The sequence below is a fragment of the Mucilaginibacter lappiensis genome (assembly GCF_050433765.1).
GTDB lineage: Bacteria > Bacteroidota > Bacteroidia > Sphingobacteriales > Sphingobacteriaceae > Mucilaginibacter > Mucilaginibacter lappiensis_A.
The window spans coordinates 726556-750025 of sequence record NZ_JBNPWP010000001.1; the positions used below are offsets into that span (position 1 = coordinate 726556).

Sequence of the window (23470 nt, forward strand, 5' to 3'; positions counted from 1 at the left end):
CTTTAAAGTTTAAGTGTATGTATTAGTTTTTTGTTACAGCGGCGGCTACTTTATCTGTGGCCTTTTGAGGTTGGATTACCATACCCTCTTGTAATTTATCAACACCGCTTAACACAATCTGGTCGCCTACTTTTACGCCGTCTTTAACCAGGTAATTGGCTCCGTTTTTACCAACAATGCCAATGGCGACCTTTTTCACCTTACTGCTATCACCAACGGTAAATACAAACACTTTATCCTGCATATCAACAGTTGCTGACTCAGGTATTATTAAAGCGTCTTTATGTTCAAGGCTTAAACGAACTTTACCGGTGTTACCAGAACGTAACAGACCTTGCTGGTTAGCAAAAGTTGCGCGTACGGTAATTGCTCCGGTGTTTTTATCAAACTGGCCGTCGATCATATCTATTTTACCTTGTTTGGTGTACTCGGTACCATCTGCCAGTAATAATGATACTGATGGCAGTTGTTTTAATTTATCCGTTAGGGTTTGACCAGGATATTGTTCTTTAAAGTTTACAAAGTCCTTTTCGCCTAAAGCAAAATAAACGTGTACATCATGTACATCTGATAATTGAGTAAGTGAGGTGGCATCTTGTGGGCCAACTAAACTACCTTGTTTCTTTTCTAAACGACCAATGTAACCACTTACAGGGGCTTTGATCAGGGTATACCCCACATTGATCTGTGCTGTTGATACGTTTGCTTTTGCCGATTCAATATTGGCTGTAGCAACCTGGTAAGCAGCTTTGGCGGTTTTTAACTGGTACTCAGATACTACCTTATTTTGAACAAGCGGGGTAAGCTTATCAATTTCCAGCTGTGCATTTATTTGTGATGCTTCAGCGGAATGTAAGTTCGCCAGCGCGTTGTTTAAAGCTGCACGGTACGGCTGTTCGTTGATCTTGAAAATTGGCTGACCTGCGTTTACAAAGGCGCCTTCGTCAACAAAAACTTTATCTAAAGTTCCGCTTACCTGCGGGCGTATTTCTACATTAACAGTACCTTCTATTGATGCAGGATATTCCTGGTAAGTGGTTTCTGTTCCTGAAGCAATGGTTGCTACAGGTAATGATGGTGGCGGCGGAGCTTGCTGTGTTTGCGGCGCTGAAGAGCAACCATATAATGAGAGGGCGATGAGCGCTAAAATGATACTTTTCATGAATGATTAATTTTAATGATGATAAATGATAGGGTGTTAAAAACCCAGCCCAAAGGCTGGTAGATGTATATGTTGATTGAGTTATATTCTTAGTTATATTTTGCAATCACTTACAAATGCGTTAGCGTAGCTAACTCTCTTTACATGATTGCTTTGATTTAGCGGTGTTAATATTTTTAACACCTCTGATTAGTAGTAGGTAAAAGTTAATGTCCATTTTATTTATATTTTATTATTACGTAGATGCTTAGAAGTTTCATTTAACAGTGTTAAATTATTTAACACCGTTATTTATAGATTAAAAAATTACACCTTTTCTTTCTCTCTCTCAATAGATCTGATTATACTGCCAATGGCATCTTTTAACACCTGGCGGTTTACCTCATCAGAATAACCCCTTCTGAGAATATTGATAGAAATAAGACCATGAACAACCGACCAAAAAGTATAATATTTTAAACAGATCAAATCTTTGGATGGATTTTCTATATCCATTAGCTCAATTATTACTTCGCTAAACAGTGTGGATGGGTTTTCTGACTCAGGCAGGGTTTCTACAAGGTCACAGCAACAATTCATCTCTACTCCAAACATCAGCTGGTAAAGCTCTTTGTTATCAAAGGCAAAATTCCAATAAGCCAGCCACATAGCTTCCAACTGCTTAGCGGGAAGGCGATGCTTACCACGGGCTTCCTGCAAATCTCTGGATAAAATTAAATATCCTTTTCGGGTAAGCTCAAGCAGTATAGCTTCTTTATTTGCAAAATATTCATATATGATAGGCGCGGTGTATTCAATTACATCGGCAATTTTACGCATACTTAAAGACTGCCATCCCTCCTCTTTCACAATCTGGAGTGATGCCTCCAGGATGTTTATCCTGGTTTCATCTTTTAAGCGTTGTATTCGTTCTTTACTTGCCACTTTTTTATGTGATTAAATTATTTAACAGCGTTAAATGATTTTTCAAAAATAACCGGGAACAAATTTTATCACCCGGTTTTAACACTCATTAATTTATTTAACAGCGTTAGGCAAAAGTATACAGGATTTGAATTTTATTTACCATCGCTTTGTCAAATTCATTTCATCTTAATGTCAGGTAAAAGATGTTTAAACGGAGGCTTTTTCTATCAAATAGATCAACTGCCCCATATGATAGCTCTGATGATTGGTACGATTGATGAGTATATTAAGCTTGTTGCGGTGTGGTTCCTTTTCAAAATCCTCTGCAGATATGGCGCTATGTTTTGTAAACCAATCAGCGGGCTGCATTGCATCCATTTTTTGTTTAAGCAATATATTTACCTTATTCCAATATTCTTTTATCTCAGTAATTGAAGGTTTTTCAATTTCGGATGTCTCCGGGTTTTTCACAAAAATATGATCTAACTGCGGATAAAGCCTTTCGCCAAGTTCCAGAAATGTGAACATACCATCGCTCACCGCAGTAAGATGTCCTAATAAATAAAGGCCACTATTACGGCCCGGCGCTGTTTCTGAAAGTAACTTTTCATCAGTCAGCTTATTTAACAATCCGTTTAGTCTGGTGTTCTGTAATTCCCAATTGGATACAGCTATTTTAATAAAAAGTTCAGTTGGTTGGGTATTTATTTCCGGTTGAGTTTCCATGATTTGGTTTTGATTTTTTATGACTATATAAATCTGAAGTCACACCGAAACAAGTTCGGCGTGACATTCTATGTAATATGTTTTATGTAATATATTATTATGGCACCAAGGTATTACTTATAAAGTAAATCCGTAATTCTTTAACCACTTATCTTTGATATCTGCGCGTGATTTTACAAATTCATGATCAGCGCCTAAAGCAATTGCATCGAGCGGGAAACGCAGCGGGCGGGTTCCCTTTTCTTTATTGATCAATTCAAGAACCCCATCGGCAATGGTTTGCGGGTCCATTTTAAATTCAGCCATCTTTCCAAATAAAGCTGTACCCATCTTATTAAAAGCATTGGTGGCGCCATCACCATAAGCGGCAATAATATCTTCTTTATCAGCATTAAAACCAGTTTTGCTACCGTTATTCATTTCGGTTGGGTATACACCACTTTGAATGGATACGTTTTCGATACCATAAGCTTTTAATTCCTGCTGGATGCCTTCTGTTAAAGATTCCATCGCGAATTTTGAAGCCATGTAAGGCACCATAAAAGGCATTGTAAAGCCACTGGCACCTGTTGAAATGTTGACGATCAGGCCATTTTTATTTGCCCGCATAGATGGCAATACCGCGTTATAGGTACGCAGCACCCCATAAAAATTAACATCGAACAAGCGTTTTACCTGGTCAAGTGTATAAGCTTCGGTTAAACCAAAACCTGCTACACCGGCATTATTAACCAATACATCTATACGGCCATGTTTGGCCAGGCTTTGTGCTATAGCTTCATTTACAGATGTATCGCTGGTTACATCCAGCTCAATAACATCGACACCGGGCAATGCAGCAAGTTCCTGGGCTGCTGCCTGATTTTTACCATTTACGCCACGCATTGCAGCAATTACGGTGTGACCTTCTTTTGATAAAGTTTGAGTCATTAATTTACCAAAACCGGTGCTTGTGCCGGTTATAAAAATTATCTTTTTCATTTTGTTATGTATTTATTTACATAACAAAGGTGCGGTGACCACAAAACCTGCCAAATGACATAAGGCAGAAAATTGCATTGACATTTGTCAAGCCTTTTACAATAAATAGAATAATTATAAGTTTTGCGGCAAAACTTCTGGTTTTGCTTCCGAAATTTTAGATACCATTAAAATAATAAGTGCCCCAAAACCCGCAACAATACCAAACGCCCAACGCAGGCCAGCCGCCTGAGCTATAAAACCAACAGCCGGTGGTATTATTAAAAACCCGAGATAACCTACTGTAGATATTGCAGCCAGCGCCTGCCCGGTATTCATACTTTGCGATTTACCGGCCATGCTGAAAACTAAGGGCACTACACATGATACGCCCAAACCCACCATAGCATACCCTAAATAAACGGTATAGGTATAGGGCAATGTTACCGAAAACAACAGGCCTGTCAGGATCAAAATACCGCTAAAACTCAACACTTTCTTTATCCCTGCCGATGCAACCAATTTATCGCCTGTAAACCGCCCAATGGTCATGGCTACCATGTAAACCACAAAGGCCGCTGTTGCGGCCGGCTTTGAAGCATGCAGCACCTTTTGAAAATAAATCCCGCTCCAGTCGTACATGGTATTTTCGCAGGCCATAGAAGCAAAACAGATCAAAGAAAATTTTAGCAGGTGTTTATCAGGTAACGAAAAAACAGATCTGTTAGCCTGAACAACTGGCTTTTCATGATAAGCATATGGATAAAAGATGACTGTTATAATGATCATGCCTATCCCCACAAACAATAAATGATAAGATGGAGCAACATTATATGATACCATTAAATAACCTACCGCGGCACCCGCAAAGCCAGCCATACTCCAGATGCCGTGAAAGGTAACCATGATAGATTTGTCGTAAAACGACTGCACACCTACCGCTTGCGCATTTACAGACAGATTAAATATATTACGGGCCGATCCGAAGAAAAAGAGTAGTACAACCAGTTGCCACATATATGCTGTAAAACCGGGTACACACAATAAAAGATTAAAAGCAATAGCTCCCACAAGCATTATGCTCCTGCTGCTAAAATGCTTAAGCATTTTAGCGGTTAAAGGGATAGTGAGCATTAAGCCTATTGGCAAGGCAAATAATACCGCTCCTAACTGCCCCTCATTTAAATGTAATTGCTGTTGTATTGATGGGATACGTGAGGCCCAGGATGAGTATCCAAAACCCGAAATAAAAAAGAATACTCCGCAGGCAATTCGTAATTTTAATTTCCCGGGAGCCGTTACCTGATCCATACTTATTTTAAAGTGCAAAAGTATGGATAATTTATAAGTGTAAAACCCTACTTTGAAACAATCTGTTTACGGATACGGCTTAAAGTTTCTGGGGAAATACCCAGATAAGAAGCGATCATATTTTGAGGAAAACGCTGAACCAATTCTGGATAATTATTCATCAGTTCATTATAACGATCTTCGGCAGTTTGGCTAATGGCCGAGCGAATCCTTTTTTGATGTGAGATATAGCTGCGTTGATCTATCTTTTTCATGGTAGCATCAACAGCCGGAACTGTTCTTTTAAGTTCTTCCAGGTGCGCGCTGGTAATTTGTAATAATTCAGAATCTTCCAACGCATCAATATTATAGGTACCTGGTTGCTGTGTGGTAAAACTCTCATAGTCGGCCACCCACCATCGTTCAATACCAAATCTTACGATGTGTTCAATGCCTTTATGATCTACCGAATATTGACGCAACGCGCCTTTTGTAATAAATGAAAGATATTTGCATACATCTCCCTCCTGTAAAAGGTATTGTCTTTTTCGCAGTTTTTTAGGTTTAAAGGCATCCTGTATCCGCTTAAAGTCCTCGTCAGATACTGGCAACGATGAATAATCAATAATATATTGTAAAAGTATATTGTACATTGTAGTTAATTTCAGCATTAGCGGTAATGCAGTCAATCAAAAATAAAGATATAATTTTATCAAAACAGAATTATCCGGCAATTGCAATTTTGAGCCATTTGTTTGTGCCCATAGTTAATAAGCATTATTTTTGAGAACATAAATTAAATAAACAAAGCAATTTACGCTTAAAACCTACTCATTAAAAAATGAAAACCAGCAGCACAACATCTGAACCTACTTATAAAGCTGCCCGGGTTGTGGCTCCATCAATAGAGCGGCATTTTAAGTATTTTCACTCGCAAGTAAATGCTGCCGGAGATGAGGCCGATCTTGCTGCCCCTACACCCGATATTAATATAATTGAAACGATAATTGACATCGCCTTTTGGGCCAGTTTGCGCCGTGAAGAGGGATATTCACCAAAATTTACACTTGCTTTTCTGCCTCCTGAAAGTGCCGGACAACCATTGCTGTTTGGTCATAAAATATCGCTTGCACCAAACATTTTAACAAAATTTGCTTCTGCTGTTCAGCAACCGGGGATACATCTGGGCGTGTGGATTGAGGATGGCGAACTTTATGTATGGGGAACCACCCTGGCAATACCGGCCTATTGTTTTGTATTAGAGGTAATTGAACCAGGCCTGCTGGTTGTAAAACATCGCCGGGTTGATGGATTTGGCAAATTTGTGAACATTGCCATTTTAAAAGGTGATGATATAAAAGTAGTGGATGAGCAGGGTTCAACCCTTTCAGACTGCCCTACAATACTTACCTCTATGCTTGATTTTACCCTGCCCTCATCCTGGAACGACCCTGTAAACGTACTGGTACAATTGGCGGCCTCCATGCAGGCCCACAAACGCGGGGGCATATTACTGGTTGTGCCCACAGGTAATGAAGAGTGGATGGAATCTATCATTACACCTATCTCCTATCCTGTATCCCCGGCATTTTCAGGTCTTACTGATCTGATGATACATGAGGGGATTGAAAAATACCATACCTCGTGGCAGGAAAAACTGCGCAGGGCCGTAGATACCATTGGCGGTTTAACATCTATTGATGGTGCAACGGTAATAAATGATAAGCACGAGCTGTTGGCTTTTGGAGCCAAAATAGGCCGCTCATCAAAAAGCGCACGAGTTGAAGAGATCATTGTTACTGAGCCTGTGGTTGGCTGTTCAACCAAAGTAATACACCCGGCTCAAAACGGTGGCACACGGCACCTGGCAGCCGCTCAATTTGTGTTTGATCAACAGGATGCCATTGCACTGGTAGCTTCGCAGGATGGCCGGTTTACGGTATTTGCATGGTCTCCGATTGTAAACATGGTTCATGCGCATCAGATAGATATTTTGTTATTGTGACCTCACATATATAGATTCAAAATAAAGCTGTCATGCTGAGCCTGTCGAAGCATGGTGGGCAAGCCTCTCCGCGCGATCCTTCGACAAGCTCAGGATGACAGGCCCTTTGCTGCCTTCGTTCCTCGCAATGACGCGTTATTCTTTTAAAACCTGAAACCAACAGATATATAAGGCAAGGCACCCTCTTTGGAGAAACCAACCACACCTTCAATCAAGACAAGCTGCGCTGGTATCAGGTAGATGCCACCACCATAACCGTCGTGCCATTGATCTGACGATTCACCGGGTACCCAAACACGGCCTATGTCATTAAAGCCAATCAATCCCACTGACCCCGGAAGCAGGTACGAACTAAAATCAAGTATTTTTAAACGCAATTCGAGGTTATTGTAAGCGATGGTTTTACCGGTGAACCTGTTGGTATGAAAACCCCTGAAGTTTTGCGCGCCCCCCAGTTTCATGAGTTGGAAGTAAGCGGCATCACCAACTGTAGTTCCTAAACCTGTACGGTTGGCGATCACCAAAACAGAATCCCTGTCGGGGTTTAAATAAAAGCTAAACTCAGACAAGATCTGTCCATAGGTATTATGGCTGCCTCCACCACCTCCGCTAAAGCCGCTGATAGTTGTATTCCAGAGAACTCCCTGGGTGGGTATGATCCTTTTGTTACGTGTATCTAACTGGGCATTAGCAGTTAGTCCCGCATAAAGCTTCGTACCAAAAACACTTTCATCGGGGTTTAATTGATCATAGCCATTTAAAAAGCGCTTGGTATTATTTGATGCCTTGCTGTTGTAAAATTGGCCAGCTATGCCCGCGCTTAATCGGAGGTTGCCATAAGTATGATGCAAAGAAACATCGCCGGTAACATAATCATAGCGATTACGGTAATAAGGCATTTTATGGTCTCCCTGGTTCTCAAAAACAGTATTATTCCCTATTCCAAAGAAATTACTGAGGTTATTAGGCCCCCTCGACAATATATTAATACCCAGATCATTATTACCGATCAGTTTTTTCCACTCAGCAACATAGGTGAACAACAATGATTTCCGTTCAAGGGAATAATTGGTTAAAAACTCTTCCCTGAAAGCATAGGGTTCTTTTCTAAACCCATGTTTTTCATAAGAGAACCCTCCAATAAGTAATATGCCAATATCATTGCTATAATTTGCCAGTATGATGGGTTCAAACCTGTCGAATTTATAACTGGTTTTGTCATATTGATTTACAGCGGTGTCTGTTGATGTTTTATTTTTTACCTGCGATGGCAGCGGCAACTTATTTTGCTGATCAGAACGATCATACACATATAAATTACGTTTATTATGCAGGTTATTATCTACATAAAAACTATCCACCCCATCACCGCTAACCATGCGTACTTTTATTGGTGAAGGCTCGGTACCGGTCACCGAAAAAACATCCTCGCCCGCAAAACCGTATAGCCTAACTTCTTTTGTTACATCAGGTTTAAATGTGCGTTGGTAGGTTACTTTATCAATGCTGCCATCCTTCTTAATTTTGTTAACCGTTACTGTTAAGTTGCCACCAGTTTCATTATTGACGCTAAACTTATCCGTTTTATCACTTGCAGGTATCTCTACCTCCCTGGATATAAACCGGTAATATTCTAAAGCTTGCTGGGCAAGCACATTTCTGCGGGCTATCATTTTATTTGCGATCTCTTTACCTGAAAGTTGATAAATGGTATCGGGCATACGTTTTATCGCTTTATTGATAACATCATCAGTCAGTTTACCCTGAACATAAGCTATCTGTTCTTTCCAATCATCCTCACTTAATTGGTTTAAAAAATAACGGTCAAAATACCGGGCGTTAAAATTCCAGCCGTTAATGTCCCTTATTTGATTGCTATAGCCCTGAAACTTTGATTTTAACCACTGGTGAGATACTATCCACGGAAATAAACCCGATGTTTTGTAATATACCTGGTCACGGTCGCGGGGAACGGGTTCATAAATTGTTTCATGCTTACCATCTATCTTCTCCCACCGCCACTGATCCTCGTGTCTGTCCCAATCGCCTAAAAGCATATCCAGCAGGCGCGCCCTTAAAACTATCTTTTCGTCAACCCGGTTATCGTTATCATCCTGTAGTTTACGTTGTACCTTTTCTGTATTATCTGTTTTTTCGGCATCCAGCGGTTCCCGCTCTTCGAATAAAAAAACCTGATTGGCAAAATCTTGTTGGTACTCACCCAGCGCCGGGTCGTCAGGTACATAAACAATTTCGGGGTTAGAATGAGGTATACCCAATACCAGGGCCAGTGGCGGTACCGTTAATGCCGAAAATGGATGAGCGGCTGATACCTGATCCTGCAATATATCTTTGGCTACAGTAGGCCTAAGATCTACCGGTAACCCCTTTTCAGGATATTTTTGAATGGTTCTTAAAACCCATTGCTGCCCGGTTGGATCCTGCAGGCGCAATGATTTGGTTTGTTTCCCCCCGCCCCTCTGTAAAATTTTCAAACCACCCTTTTCTTTAGATATATGAAATATCCTTAGCTTAACCGGAGCCGACCAAAGTTTACGATAGTTTTCGCCAAGAAAAAAACGGTGGGTTTTGCTTACTTTATTGTAATCTGGTTCAATAGCCAGTTTTATGCTATCGCCCGATATTTGCGCTTGTGATCGTAAAGAGTTTAATAGTAAAAAGCCCGTTAAAAACAGGAATAAATATTTAAACAGGTTTTTACGGGGTACCATACAAAGGTTCTTGTTTCGCGATAGCAGTATATATGCATATTACAAAATAGTTTTATTTTTCTAAAGCTATTTCGTAATTAACTCCCACTCTTAACGCTTTTAAACCTGTAACACCCTGTAGTTCTTCCAATTCAAGATATTCAAGATCATCGGCTAATACATTTTCCTCCTGCAGGTACTTAATATATTCCTGATATTCTGCGGCTTCTGTTTGGTTAAAGTAAACCATGGCTATTTTGCCGGGTTGTGTTAAACGTTCAATAGTTCCGGCTATCAAAACCTTATCAATGCGTTTTTTTACAACCTCATACCTGATATTGTAAGCACCTTCCACATCAAACCGTCTTTCATCATTTCTGAAACTTATATCGATAGAATTTGAATGTATAAATATAAGCTGTGTTGTTTGCAGCGGCCTTGAAAGCTGGTCAGTTAACCCATAGGTAAGCCTTGCAATTTCGGCCATTGATTTTAGCTGCCACAAACGGATGTTTTTTAAATACAGAAGATCAAATACCCGGTCGGGGGCTATGGATTGCCCAATATAAATATCATATTCCACCCCATCGGTACGGAATTTTTCAAAATAGCATGGGAACGACTCCTGCACTTCTTCCTGTGCCTGTTCAAGATAATGATTAATGGAGGTATTAATAAGTTGCATGGAGGTTTCGAGGTTGCGGCGGTTGCCGAACGCCGAACCTGTCTCTTCGTTTAATGCATCAAAATACCTGTCAATGATCACTTTCTCATCCGGATAGTTTTGCCTGAAATGATTAAGAAAGGGGTTAACTTCATCATGCAGAAAAGTATCAAGCATCAATTCATCATTGGTGGTTATAAATCCGCTTACCTTTTCAAGCCATTCTTCACATTTGTATATTAGCTTGTCGGTAAGGGTTAAGTGTATATGCCCTTTTAATACAGCCAATGTTTCCATTATGATGGTAAGCAGGGCTTTCAGATCTTCTTGTAAGGCGCTATTACGTTCAATGGTCGAATTTCTGATATCAACTGCGCCAAACAACGGATAAACGTCATCAAAAACCACAGTTTCAATTTCCTGGTTCTTTTTATTTCTGGTGCCTTTTTTAAGATAGCTCCACGCTACCTCATTAAATTTCCATTGAACCGATGGCTGCAGTGAGGTAAATTTATTTTTAATAACTCTTTCAATACGCGAAGCAAACTGATCAATACTATTTTGCAATAATTGCGCTATCAACGGAATAGCTACCTGCAGTTTTGATAATAGTTTTTCATAAAAAACTATCTCTTCATAAGAGTAAACCTCCATTATCCCTGCCATTTTTTTATTGTAATAAACAGGGAAAATGCCGTATGATTTTATGCCTGATTGCTTTAAAACATTGAGGAACGGGTGTTTTAATACCTTTTCTTCTGTAATCGATCTGAAAAATACGGGTCTCGGATTCTTCTTATAATCATCAGTTATGGAGTAAAATGTCTCCTCGGCCAGGCTAAATTCCTTTGCCGATGTGATCAATACACTCTGTGAGCACTCATTGGTGTCAAATATTAGTTTATTATTAACCGTTAAAAATGGTAGTAACCCAAATTCAATAGCCGGATTTTCGGACAGGGTTTTAAGTGAATCTATAATGAGGTTATACTGATCAGTTTCTGTATTGGCATGGTTAACCAATTCATTCCTGATGCTCTCAATAGCATGCGGAAGTGTTACATCAGTTAAAGTGATAACCGAAAAACCTTCAAACCTGAAATTTGTAAGCGGCAATATGTCCTCTAATTTTTCGATTCCTTCATAATCATTAATATAGGGCTCAATTGTTTCAAAAGTAAGCGCCGGCAAATCGCCTATTAATTTTATATTGATGAACTGGGTATTGGTTTGAATGTTATAATATCGCGAAAGGCTTGTTTCAGGATCAACATAGGCATACAGCAATTCATTTTTCAACACGGTTGAAAAGCCATAAAGCCGATCCAATATTAAATTGTAAATAAACCGTTTTTGCCGCTGGCTAAATAATTCGCCCTGGCTAATATTTACCGAATGTAAACCAGAATGGTGGCTGGAATGAAAATCAAAAAAGGCATCGGTACTAAAAAATATTTTTTCGGGTACGGGTGTACTCAACGCCCAATAAAACTCTTTTTCGTTTAAAATAGGAGGCGTAAGTATACTATAGATCAGTTCAAGCATCTCCCTATACTTTTCAGCATTTTCGGGATGCATATCCAGATCTATGCAGGTATCCTGTTCAAATTTGTCTAATACATACTTGTAAAATTCACTTTTAAGTGTCTTTTCTGTTTGTATCCGTTCTTTCAAATGCTCCACAAACGGATTAAATGACAGGCACGTTTGTACCTGGCATAAAAAACAGTCGTCCTTGCTAATATTTAAAACCTCAGTGTGCATTGTTGTTATAAAAAATTACCCAAAACTAAAATCTGAAAGCTGTTGAAAGATATGGGTACCATCCTTCTTCAGAGTGACCTGCTACTACTTTTATTACAGCGAGCCTCGCTGGTGCTACATAAATACCACCACCAGTGCCGTTATGCCATTTATCAGAATGTTCACCTTTTTTCCAAACCCGGCCAACATCATAAAAGCCTAAGATACCTATTTGCCCCGGAACAATGTAACTGGCAAAATCTGCCAGCTTTATACGCAGCTCGAGGTTGTTGTACAAACTGTACTGCCCGGCAAACCGGTATAACCTGTAACCTAATAAGTTATCCTGCCCGCCTAAAAATAAAGATTGATAAAAGGCTGTTTTACCAACAGTGATACCACCGCCAATTCTTTCGGCCAATACTATGGTACCTTTGGTATTTAAACTTTTATACAATGCCGCTTGTGGGATAAGCTGTGTAAAAGTTGTTGAATATGTATTTAAACCGGTATAACCCTGTAGTTTAACATTTACGTAGCTTCCCCATGCCGGGAGTATCTTATTATTACGTTTATCTCTGGTAAAGTTTACAACAATCCCTGCAAATACTTTTCGTTTGTCAAAGGTATAACTATCATCAGCATTTGTAAGTAATGGATTTGTAATTAATCGGCCTGTATTATCCTTATCGTCAAAACTATAGTATTGAAATGACGGACCTACAGTTATTATGGTACCGCTTTTATTATTCCAGCTTAATGCCGGATCAAACTGAACGGTATTGAACCTGGCGCGGTAAAAAGTTTTGTAGTCGCCGGTTTTATCAAAAACGGTTTCGTTCCCTCTGCCAAAAAAATTAAGGTTGCCAGGCGCATTCACCTGAAATTGCATGAGGAAATTGGCATTGCCAACAGCCTGTATCCACTCGCCCGCATATTTTAGTTTAAATGCTTTGGTCGAAAATGAATGACTCAAAAATACCGTTTGCACATCGTTATAAGGCAGTTTGCGAAACCCTTTTTGGTGGGTATACTTAAATCCGACACCAAGCAAAACGCCTTCATCAGGGTTTATTTCGATATTGGCCAGCGGCATGGTATTGCTTAGCAAATTAACCCTTAAATAAGCGGTATTGGCGCTATCGGCAGAAATATGTTTGTTTACAGATGAGCTGTCGCCAGTAATACTTAACTTCTTACCCCTGTCATATAGCTGTACCGTGTTTCTTGATTTAACAATATCGTAGCTTTTGTTTCCTGTGCTATCAATGAACCTTAACTTAATGGGCGACGTAGCATTATTTAAAACAACCTTGTCATCACCACCTGCAATGTACAGCCTTATTTCTTTGGTAATACCGGGACTGTAATTGGTATTCATCAGCGTATCCTTAACATTCCCGTTCTTGCTGATCTTGTTGATCGTAACGTTAAGACCTTGGCCCGGTATATCTTTAATGTTTACCAATTCGTCTTTATTGGTAGTATGTATGTCAACAATCTCGTTTACAAACTTATAGTAATATGACATGGCTGCCGGGATATTAGCCCTCCGCTCCTTTAACTGCCTGAGTAATACATCATGCCTTAATTTGTATGATGACTGGGGCAAACGTTTTAAACCAGCCTCTAAAACCTCATCGGTTTCGGCAGCTACAAAATCATTTACAATTTTCATCCATTCATCATAGTTGTACTGCATGGCCGGAAACCTGCCCATGAACATGGTTTTCCATAAAGAGTACCTTACATCATATATCTCGCCGTTAAAGCCCTGCAGGTTTGGTGCCAGCCAGGGTTGAGCAGCTATGGTTGGCAGTATACCTTGGTTAGTATACATAACCTGATCACGATCACGGGGTACAGCTGTATAAAAATCGCTTTTGTCTGATTTGCTTTTTTCATTTTTCCATCGCCATTGATCGCTATGTCTGTCCCAGTCGCCTATTAACAGATCAAGTAAACGGGCGCGCAAAAACTCATGGCTGTCCACATTATTATCATTATCCTTCAGCAGGTCCTCGATCATTTTTGTGGTATTGGCCGATTTGCCCCCAGGTTCCCTTTCTTCCAGTAAAACTACTTTATTGTCAAAAATCTTGTTGTATTTGCCCAGCTTTTCGTCTGGCGATATTATACCGATCATAGGATTAGCATGAGGTACATGGGCGGCATCGGCCAACGGCGGAACAATAAGGGCCGAAAAAGGATGTTGCGCGCTCATGGCATCATTTACCCAATCCTTTGCAAAAGTTTCCTGGAACTCCTCGGGTAATATTTTCTCCGGACTTTTCTCCACACTACGTATTACCCATTCTTTACCATTCTTATCAACCAGGCGCAGCGAATGTGTCTGGAACCCACCTCCTATCCTTACAGGTGTTAAGCCCCCATATATCTCAGATATTTTAATTACGGGTAATTTGGTATCAGCTGCCCATTCCTTACGATAATTTTCGCCAAATAAAAGCCGGTGAAAACCGCTTACGTCATTATATGAAGGATGTACTTTAACTGTCACACTATCAGCTGTAATGGGCTTAGTAGCCGCATCAATCAGGTTTTGTACCGGAGTATATGGCTGGGTAAAGGTAAATGCTTGTTTTACACCTGCTTCATCATCAATATAATAGGTAAAGCGCATACTATTATCGCTTAATATATCGGCTATGACGTAGCCTTGTGTTGCATCGGCAAATAAGGAATTTTTACCTTTTATAGCATACGTATTTTTAGCCCCGGCACCACTTACTATCTGTATCTGCTTGTCTTTTATAAACTGCAGCCCATGCTCATGACCGGCCACATGGATCATATTGGGAAACCCGGCAAAAACGCCATCGATCCTTTTTATCATATCCTTATATAAGGGATGTCCAAGATCTTCAGGATTGTTAAATGTCGACCGCAGAAATGGGTATAAGGAACCAATTACAGGTAGTGGAACATACAAATTATGGTTTACCGCTGTTAACGGAAATAGGTGGTCTTTAAGGGAAAAATAACCGCCATGCGTACCATAACTTTGAAATGGATGGTGCGATGCCAGCAGGATCACCTTATTCCGGTTCCTGTCATATATTTCCTGTATTTTATCAATTATATCATCTTTGGTCTTGCATTCACATTCTACACCGGGATTATCTTTATTGAAGGGGAATAACCACCATTCGCTGTCAAAGGCAATAACGGTCAGGTTCTCGGTTAGGTTTATCTCCACAGGATCAGCACAACCGTTTGCGGGTACCATTTTAAGCAAACTATCCTGTTGTTCATAGAGGTATTGCCACTGCCGTTTTATCTTTGCCAGCCCTTGCGGACCCATTTTATCCCAATCATGATTACCCGGGACAAAATAAACAGGTGCCCCCTTGGCCCGCATGGGCAGGTATTGTGATTGCAGGATCTTTTTTGTTTCCTCCTCTTCAGGACTACCTGGCAGGCCCATACCATGCGGATATATATTATCGCCCAGGTACATCACCGTAGTTTTATTTTTAATAATGTTATTAGCAGCATGTTTTAAAACGGCATTTTGCTGCATATCCATTTCACCGGCATCGCCGATGAGTATAACACGGTAACGCACTGAATCCTGTGCCTGGCCCGCAAATCGACCTAATAATAAAATAAACAACAGGGGTAATTTTTTAATCATGGATTAAGGTATTTTTATTCTTATAACGTTGTTGGAAAAGGTTTTTATTGAACCAGTGTCCTGCCCAGGCTGTACCAATGCCTACCGCGGCCCCGGCCAGTACATCACTTGGATAATGTTTGCCCAGGTACATCCTGGAGTAACCTACCGATGAGGCCCATACATAGGCGGGCACCGTAACGTACCATTTTTTGTATTGTATGGATAACGTTGTGGCAGTAGCAAAAGCCAAACTGGTATGCCCCGATGGGAAAGATTGGTTATGCGTCATTGAATTAACGAATATTTCGTTTGGATATTTATCGGCAGGGCGTGTACGGTTAACGCTTAATTTGATCAGATGAGTAACCAGTACATTCGCGCCTACAGAGATAAAGGTTTCTGTGGCATTACGTTTTGCTATTTCATCGTTACTTGCCAAACCGTAAATTAATGTACCGAAGGAAGCCGCGCCAATAGCATAGTAAGCGGAGTTACTGGTATTGCGCCAGTAAAGCGAAGTTGGGTGTCTTGGGTTAATACTCTTTAAAATATCAACATCAAGATTCTGAGCAAAGCAATGGGTATAACCAGTAAAGACAAAAACAACAAAATATACTAAAAAAAACTTTTTGCCTTTTATCATCTATTTTATAGAATTGAATTTCAACACATTACCGGGGCTAACTAAATCACCCTCATTTGATATATAAAGGTTAAACTGGTTGTCAAAAGCTATACCCTCGGGTTGGTGAAACTGTGCCGGGTTTAAGGCGTACACATTTTTAACATTCCAATTGGCATCAGCAACTATCAGCATTTTATTAACCGACGAAAGGATATACCACTCATTGGTATTTAAGTTTTTAGCTAAAGCGGATGGACGGAAGACGCCACGCTTTTTACCACTCAGCTGCTCAATAGCTTTTACGTTTATACTGAAACCTCCGGCCGGTTTAACTGTGCCATCCGCCTGTAACTGCAAAATATAACCACTGCTAATCTTATTTTTATCATCGTTGCAATGTTTGCATAATACATATAAGCGGTTTGATTTTTCATCGGCATACATGCCTTCATACTCCCCTGCCGGCAAAACATCCTTTAGCTTTTGTACGTTAGGGATTACCTTATTTCGCACCTGGTTAAATGGAAAAGTAAACAATGAACCATCACTGCGCAGCATGATCACATAGTTGTTGCAAATGGCTATGTCTTCATAATCGCCTGATTTGGCAAATCGGCTTTCACTTACTTTCTTATCACCCAATTTTAAATAGTATATTTTGCCATCCTCGTCTTCCTCAGCGTATAAGGAATCGTTTTTACCATGACGAAAATCAATGCCTGATATCTCGGTTAAATTGATGTGCATATTATACTTAGTAGGTTTACTGAGGTCGTATCCCTTAAGATTGCTACTTACTTCGGGCTTGTTTTTACAGGATATATTTAAAAGTATACCGGCAGAAACAAGCAATACAGTTATTAATGTAATGGCTTTACGCATAGCTTTATCAATTTTAAACCCTGTCATATATATTTTGCTGTAAAAGTTCATATATAGCCCGTTGTGACTGTATCAAAGGCTCATGCCTTTCAATTTCAACATTTTGCAGCTGGTCATTTAAATTTACAGCCTGCACATTATCTTTTAATTGCAGATCGATAATATCGGTGATCTCTCTCCTGATCTCCTGATCATAAACCGGAAAGCATACTTCAATACGTCTATAAATATTGCGGTTCATCCAATCTGCTGAACCGAGAAAAACTTCGGGAGTATTGTTGTTGTTAAAAATAAATATCCTGCCATGCTCCAGGTAACGGTCAACAATGCGACGCACGGTAATGTTTTCGCTCATGCCCTTTACCCCCGGTATAATACAGCATATACTACGCACTATGAGCGATATTTTAACTCCGGCTTGTGATGCTTCGTACAACTTGGATATTAATATCCGTTCTTCCAGATTGTTCAGTTTAATGGTAATTGCCGCCGGCAATCCCTGTTTAGCGTTTTTAATTTCACGGTCAATCAGTTCTAAAAAACGCTGTTGTAAATTAAACTGGGCAACCAGCAAATGTTTAAAATCAATGGGGTACCCATCAGATGTTTTTGCTTTTTTGGCCAGGAAAATAAACAGCAGTTCCATTTCGCGCAGTATTAACGGATTGGCGGTCATTAAAATATGATCGGTATAAAAAGCCGCGGTACTTTCATTAAAATTACCCGTAGCCAGCAATCCTGAATAGATTACGCGACCATTAACCAGTCTTTTAACCAATGCAATTTTGGCATGTACTTTTAAGGCTTTATCACTATAAATGATCTCTACACCAGCCTCTTTCATCTTTTTGGCCCATTTAATGTTGTTAGCCTCATCAAACCTGGCCTTAAGTTCAACCATTACTCTTACCTTTTTTCCATTGCTGGCAGCGCTGATTAGGGCATTTACAATGCGTGAGTCGCTGGCAACACGGTAAAGGGTTACAAATACTTCCTGTACATTTACATCGGTAGCAGCCTCATTAAAGAAACGTAATATGCTGTTATATGATTGGTAAGGCGCATGAAAAATACAATCCCGCTTTGCAATGTAATCAAATAATGAACCTTGTTCGGTTAGCCTGCTGTTGGTTATGGGTTGCCATTTGTTGTAGCGCACACCAGGTAAACTAACAGGCAGGCCCATCAAGTCTTTAAGGTTATGATACATCCCCCCTTCTACCACACTTGAGCCTTGTAAACCCAGTTTTTCGGTAATTAAATGCAGGGTTCGTAAAGGTATGCCAGGTTGGTGCAAAAACCGGGTAGCTATACCCATATCCCGTTTTAGCAATTGTTTTTCAATCTGTTCAGACAAATCACCGCGATATTCATCCTTCAGGTCAAGTTCGGCATCACGTGTGATTTTAAAACTATAGCAACCATTTATTTCTTCGTCTTTAAACAACTTATTGAGGTTATACCTGATAATATCATCCAGGAATATAATGTATTGCTCGTCATCAACATTCACACTATAAAAACGGGGCAACTGATTTGACGGAATATTGAGCAATATTGTTCTTTCCTTTGCCTGTTTTAAACCCAGGTTTACTAAAAAGTATAACTTATTGTTTTCAGGAAAGAATTTCTTACCTGTTTCAGACAGGTCAATTGGTTGCAAAAAAGCCATGACCTGACTAAAAAAAAAATCGGTTACTTTATTCTGTATTGCTGCCGGGAGTGGTTCATTAAATAGCAGCTTAACCTTGTTTTCTTTTAACAGTGGAATAAGCCGGCCTGTAAATATTTGCCCAAACCTTTGCTGTTGACCCTCTATGAGCTGCTGGGCTTCCAGCAAAACATCTTCCTTATCATCCTGGGCATGTTTTGACAGCTTGTGCAATGCAAGTATAACAGGCATCCTTACCCGGTAAAATTCGTCAAGGTTAGAAGAATATATAGAAAGAAAATTCACCCTTTCCATTACAGGTATATCCTCCTTTTCGGCTTCCATCAAAATACGTTCATTAAATAGCAGCCAGCTCAGATCCCTGTCAAAAAATGAGTAATTATCCATACAGCAGAAATTTTATTTAGAATTATAATAACGTATCTTATATCAATGATGAAATAAGAAATGCCATTACTGAGAGAATGAGCCCGAACATGAATATATTATATGACACCCGTAGCAACCTGTATTTTTTACCCAGAACAACTCCCTGAGAATAGTTATCACGGATAAGACTGCCGTACAGAAAGTCTTTATCATCCATCATTTTTAACATACCATCACTGTAAGCATCAAGTGACATCCGGTAAAAATTACCAAAGAAAAGCAGGTTCACCGTTTTCTTTTCAATATCATCGGGTGTAAATAAGCCCTGAGGTATTGATGGCCTGGTTGCCAATATTGAAAATATCATGGTGAGCAAACTTACTGTAAGCAACATAAATGTGGGAATGAACAAGTTTGAATGCTCATCAAGCTTACGTAAAACCAAACTGATAATAGCCGATAAGATGATAGAGTTTACCGTGATCATGATGTGGGCCTTATTGTCGGCCATATCACTTAAGCGTTGATGATTAGTTGAGCTTATTCTAAACATGGTTTCAATTCCTCTTTCGGGCCTGTCACTTTTATGTTTTTTTTCATGTTTGTCATGATCATCATGATCAACAAGATCAGCTTTAACAAGACCAACGTCAGCCAGATTTACTTCAGGTACTTCGTTCACTTCAGTTTTTTCTTTAACACCAGCTTGTTTATCTTTTAACTTCTCCAGATTTTTTTGTTTCTGATCATTTAGCAGCAAGCGGCAATAATCAGTAAAATAATTATGCGTTTGCAACAGCTCAATATTAATTGTGCGCCAGGCCTCCTTATCAAATTCCGTATGCTTTATGGCTTCCATTTCCTTACGCATCAGCCTGGTTTTATCGCGAAAATCATCTGTACCCAGGTGAAAAAGATCGGCATCGCACAAAATTTCTTCTAACAGGTTTGTTGGTTTTTGTGGCATCCGCGTGGCCATAATACACGCATTAACCTTATCAATTACAGAAACTTCTATATTAAGCTGCTTTAAAAGGTGGTTTGCAATATCAACACTTTTTGTTTCATGATTATTTTTATCGGTAAAGTAACCGGTATCATGAAACCACGCAGCCGATATTACTATAAAAAAGTCTTCATCACTTAGCTGATAATGATTAGCTACCTGTGTGGCAGCAGCAACAACATCCTTTGTATGCTTTAAATTATGATATATTAGTTCAGGATCATGATGTACATCAAAATACGATATTACATAATGCTTAACCTCGTCTAACAACTGTTGAAATTTCATGGTAGCTTTTTATGGTTAAAGTAGACAAATTTATTCTAAAAATCTTTAATTACAGCCAGAAATGGCTTAAACCCTTAATTATTATTAAAGTTTAACACTCCAAATTAACATTCAAATAGTTAGGTGTTTTATTTAGAAATAATGAACAAACAAGGAATGGTTAAATCAAGCTTATAAACTTTTAGATTCTTCAACCAGGTTTTCAGGTCCTTCATAACTGTAATTATAAGGCGGATAAGGAACTATGAAAGTATCCTTAACTCTTGTAGATATTCTGAAATAAGGTATCCAGATGGCCGCAGTAATACATATACGGATCAAAGTATATAAAGCTTTTTGCGAAATCAGATCGTTATGAAGTGGTAAAGCTACAAGGTAATCAATCAATAAAAATGTTACATTAAACAAAAGATAACCAATTATGGCTTTAGGAAATATATCACGTTTGTTTAAGAGCAATATCAGGCAAAACACAGCGTAACACATTAATATGATGTTTCCAGCTGTTTCAAACGCTATTATTATTTTAAAATTAAGATCGAGTTTATCCGTTGTGTGTAAATTCCATGTCTTTAAATTAAAATAGTCATTAGTAAACAGTGATATAACTACATTTAAAGGAGTTAAGGCAAGACCAATGGCAATCAATATAAGCCAGCCGCCAATTGGTGTAAATGTAGCGCCATAACTAAAAACAATGCCTGGAGTTTCGCGCTGGTAGATCCAAACACCTAAACAGATGAGTCCTACAGTAAGCAAACCAGCAAAAATCACCATAAAGTTATTGGCGTTTGATATTGTTGAGCCATCATTTGGCGTATAAGAAAAGCTATAACTTAAACCACTATCATTCAACTGCTTTATATCATCCTTGAATTCAGAAAGCTTGTCGACAGGGACATAATCTTTAAGATATGCAAACTTATAATTAAGCAACAGGGTATCGCCCGATGAGGTATAATGAGATGCAAACCGATAATAATCCCTACTGATAGTATTCCTTCTTTCGGTGATATCCCAGCTCACAGGCAATATCACCTGTTGGGTATATTCCAGATCATAAGGATAGGAAACTGATACAGGTGTTTTTGTTTGCCCTGTTATAGATGGAAGCTGTTGTGATATACTATTTGCAAAAAGATCAACTACTAATTTATTTGTTGTAGAATCTTTTCTAAAGAAATTATTGATCAGGTAAGTTTCGGTAGTGGTTAGTACATTCTTTTGCAGATCATCAACTACAATAATTGAATCCCTGGCCTCAATTTTTGAATATGTCTTTGAATAATATTCCAAATAGCTTTTCTCTGTTTCGGCCATGCCGGATGATGCCAGCCTACTCCGGATATCATCGGCGTGGTTAAGGGTATAAGTGGTTTTTACCGTAAACAGAACTGGCGATTTAGCATCCTTGATCTTATATATATCCTTATTAATTATTTTGCCGGTTTTTGATGGCGATATGGTTGTAAGTTCAGTATTTCCTGCCTTTAATATCAGTCCTTTGCCATAGTCCGGAAAATAAATATCAGTACCCGAACCACCCTGGTAATCAATAGTAGCATCAATCCAAACTTGTTTCCCGTTAACAGTGGCAACTACAACAGCGTGGTTAAAAGCATTATAGGTTGGTATATATTCTGCAATATGTGCACCACGATCCGCATTTACTAAAACCATGGATGCATCAATATCATTTGCTTTAAGTATTGACACCAATAACAGTGATTTATCTTTACAATCGCCATAACGTTGTTTAAATACCTTTTCAGGTTTATTTGCCTGGTGCGAGTACTGCCCTATCTCGATACCCATATACCTCACCTCGTCCTGAACGGTTTTTACCGCTTCTCTAAAGTATTTTTCCTTATTGCCGCCAGCCATGGTTTTTAGCTGTTTTATACGGTCGGCCAGTTCGCCCTTAATATTTGTGGCTGCCGGGTTTATACCTAATGCCCAGTTAACCACCCCAGCCCAATTATCATATTCACTGATCTGTATATATCCCCTGGCATTGTACCATGCCGGTTGGTTATTATCATCGTGGGCAGCCGATACCTGGAAATCCTCGTATTCATACCGTTTTAAGCCATTACTTTCAGAAATAACCACTTCAGGTACTTTATTAAAAGGCTTGAAATTTAATTTCCTTTGTGATGAAGTGATAATTGCTGTATACTGGTGCGCAATGGGTTGGTACCATTGTAAATAAATATCTTCACAGAACTTATCATTGAATATTGGATTGCGGCCGGTAATGGTATATGCGTACTCTATGCGGTCACCCTTTCTGATGTCGTCAAGGATGCATAGGGCCGAAAAGCTACCCTGGTATATGAAATTCGAAAGATCCTGTTCATCAGCTATTACTTTAAAGGCCGATGTTTTTAACCGGTTAATCGGTTTATTATCCCGCCAGATGGTGATATCATGAAAATCAAGCCGTTCAAAGGCCGGGTCAAAACCTACCGATATTTGAGATGCATTTTGTATACCGGTTTCAGAAACTATCTCTTTTATAACATGATGATAATCTGCCTGTTTTTCTACATGTACCTGCTGTTCAGCAAGGGCGTAAAAAAAGCCTCTTTCAATGGTACGCGAAGATGGCTTTTGATTATAAACTTTACAGGTACTAAGCCAGGTTGGTTTAGCCGATATATGAACGGTTGGTGTGCCGCCTTTAACCTGGTTGTTAACAAATAAAAAACAAACAAATAAGGTGAGGTATATTTTAAAAAGCTTCTGCATACAGGCAATGAAAATAAATAAAGAACCTGACTTTTCTTTTATTTATTTTCATATTATCTATTAAAATCAA

15 protein-coding genes are annotated in these 23470 nt (G+C 39.2%); 1 reads left to right on the forward strand and 14 read right to left on the reverse strand.

Features of this window, described 5'->3' with window-relative positions:
* Positions 1-22: 22 nt before the first annotated feature.
* From M2273_RS03150 to M2273_RS03175, 6 genes are all read right to left on the reverse strand, one after another.
* A complete protein-coding gene (locus M2273_RS03150; RefSeq protein ID WP_429392886.1) occupies positions 23-1162 on the reverse strand; it encodes an efflux RND transporter periplasmic adaptor subunit in 1140 nt (379 codons plus the stop codon).
* A gap of 306 nt (positions 1163-1468) precedes the next feature.
* On the reverse strand, positions 1469-2086 hold the full coding sequence (locus tag M2273_RS03155; RefSeq protein ID WP_429392888.1) for a TetR/AcrR family transcriptional regulator: 618 nt from the start codon (positions 2084-2086) through the stop codon (positions 1469-1471).
* A 189-nt stretch (positions 2087-2275) separates the two neighbouring features.
* On the reverse strand, positions 2276-2794 hold the full coding sequence (locus tag M2273_RS03160; RefSeq protein ID WP_429392891.1) for a DinB family protein: 519 nt from the start codon (positions 2792-2794) through the stop codon (positions 2276-2278).
* A gap of 117 nt (positions 2795-2911) precedes the next feature.
* A complete protein-coding gene (locus M2273_RS03165; RefSeq protein ID WP_429392894.1) occupies positions 2912-3775 on the reverse strand; it encodes an SDR family oxidoreductase in 864 nt (287 codons plus the stop codon).
* A 114-nt stretch (positions 3776-3889) separates the two neighbouring features.
* Complete coding sequence (locus M2273_RS03170) at positions 3890-5065, reverse strand: MFS transporter (RefSeq protein ID WP_429392896.1); 1176 nt, start codon at positions 5063-5065, stop codon at positions 3890-3892.
* Between the two features lie 47 nt (positions 5066-5112).
* Positions 5113-5697 carry a Crp/Fnr family transcriptional regulator gene (locus M2273_RS03175; protein ID WP_429392899.1) on the reverse strand — a complete coding sequence of 195 codons (585 nt, stop codon included), beginning with the start codon at positions 5695-5697 and terminating at the stop codon, positions 5113-5115.
* A 188-nt stretch (positions 5698-5885) separates the two neighbouring features.
* Here M2273_RS03175 and M2273_RS03180 point away from each other — a divergent pair, with 188 nt between their 5' ends.
* The gene (locus M2273_RS03180) at positions 5886-7049 is read left to right on the forward strand and encodes a putative sensor domain DACNV-containing protein (protein WP_429392902.1); all 1164 of its coding nucleotides are present in this window, start codon (positions 5886-5888) and stop codon (positions 7047-7049) included.
* Positions 7050-7192: 143 nt separating this feature from the next.
* On the opposite strand, the gene M2273_RS03185 is transcribed toward M2273_RS03180, so the two are convergent.
* The 8 genes from M2273_RS03185 to M2273_RS03220 all read right to left on the reverse strand — a co-directional run bounded on the left by M2273_RS03185 (position 7193) and on the right by M2273_RS03220 (position 23400).
* A complete protein-coding gene (locus M2273_RS03185; RefSeq protein WP_429392904.1) occupies positions 7193-9781 on the reverse strand; it encodes a BamA/TamA family outer membrane protein in 2589 nt (862 codons plus the stop codon).
* 52 nt (positions 9782-9833) lie between these two features.
* The gene (locus M2273_RS03190) at positions 9834-12188 is read right to left on the reverse strand and encodes a GAF domain-containing protein (RefSeq protein ID WP_429392906.1); all 2355 of its coding nucleotides are present in this window, start codon (positions 12186-12188) and stop codon (positions 9834-9836) included.
* 25 nt (positions 12189-12213) lie between these two features.
* Entirely contained in the window at positions 12214-15825 is a 3612-nt protein-coding gene (locus M2273_RS03195; RefSeq protein WP_429392908.1) for a BamA/TamA family outer membrane protein, read from the reverse strand.
* Positions 15818-16450, reverse strand: a complete 633-nt coding sequence (locus M2273_RS03200; protein ID WP_429392911.1) for a phosphatase PAP2 family protein — start codon at positions 16448-16450, stop codon at positions 15818-15820. The genes M2273_RS03195 and M2273_RS03200 overlap by 8 nt, the downstream gene beginning before the upstream one ends.
* Positions 16451-17341, reverse strand: a complete 891-nt coding sequence (locus M2273_RS03205; protein ID WP_429392913.1) for an SdiA-regulated domain-containing protein — start codon at positions 17339-17341, stop codon at positions 16451-16453.
* Entirely contained in the window at positions 17328-19373 is a 2046-nt protein-coding gene (gene ppk1 / locus M2273_RS03210) for a polyphosphate kinase 1 (protein ID WP_429392915.1), read from the reverse strand. Before ppk1 ends, M2273_RS03205 begins: the two co-directional genes overlap by 14 nt.
* Positions 19374-19410: 37 nt before the next feature.
* Positions 19411-20649, reverse strand: a complete 1239-nt coding sequence (locus M2273_RS03215; protein ID WP_429392917.1) for a Pycsar system effector family protein — start codon at positions 20647-20649, stop codon at positions 19411-19413.
* A 171-nt stretch (positions 20650-20820) separates the two neighbouring features.
* Positions 20821-23400, reverse strand: coding sequence for a DUF3857 domain-containing protein (locus M2273_RS03220; protein ID WP_429392919.1), 2580 nt, complete (start codon positions 23398-23400; stop codon positions 20821-20823).
* Between the last annotated feature and the right edge of the window lie 70 nt (positions 23401-23470).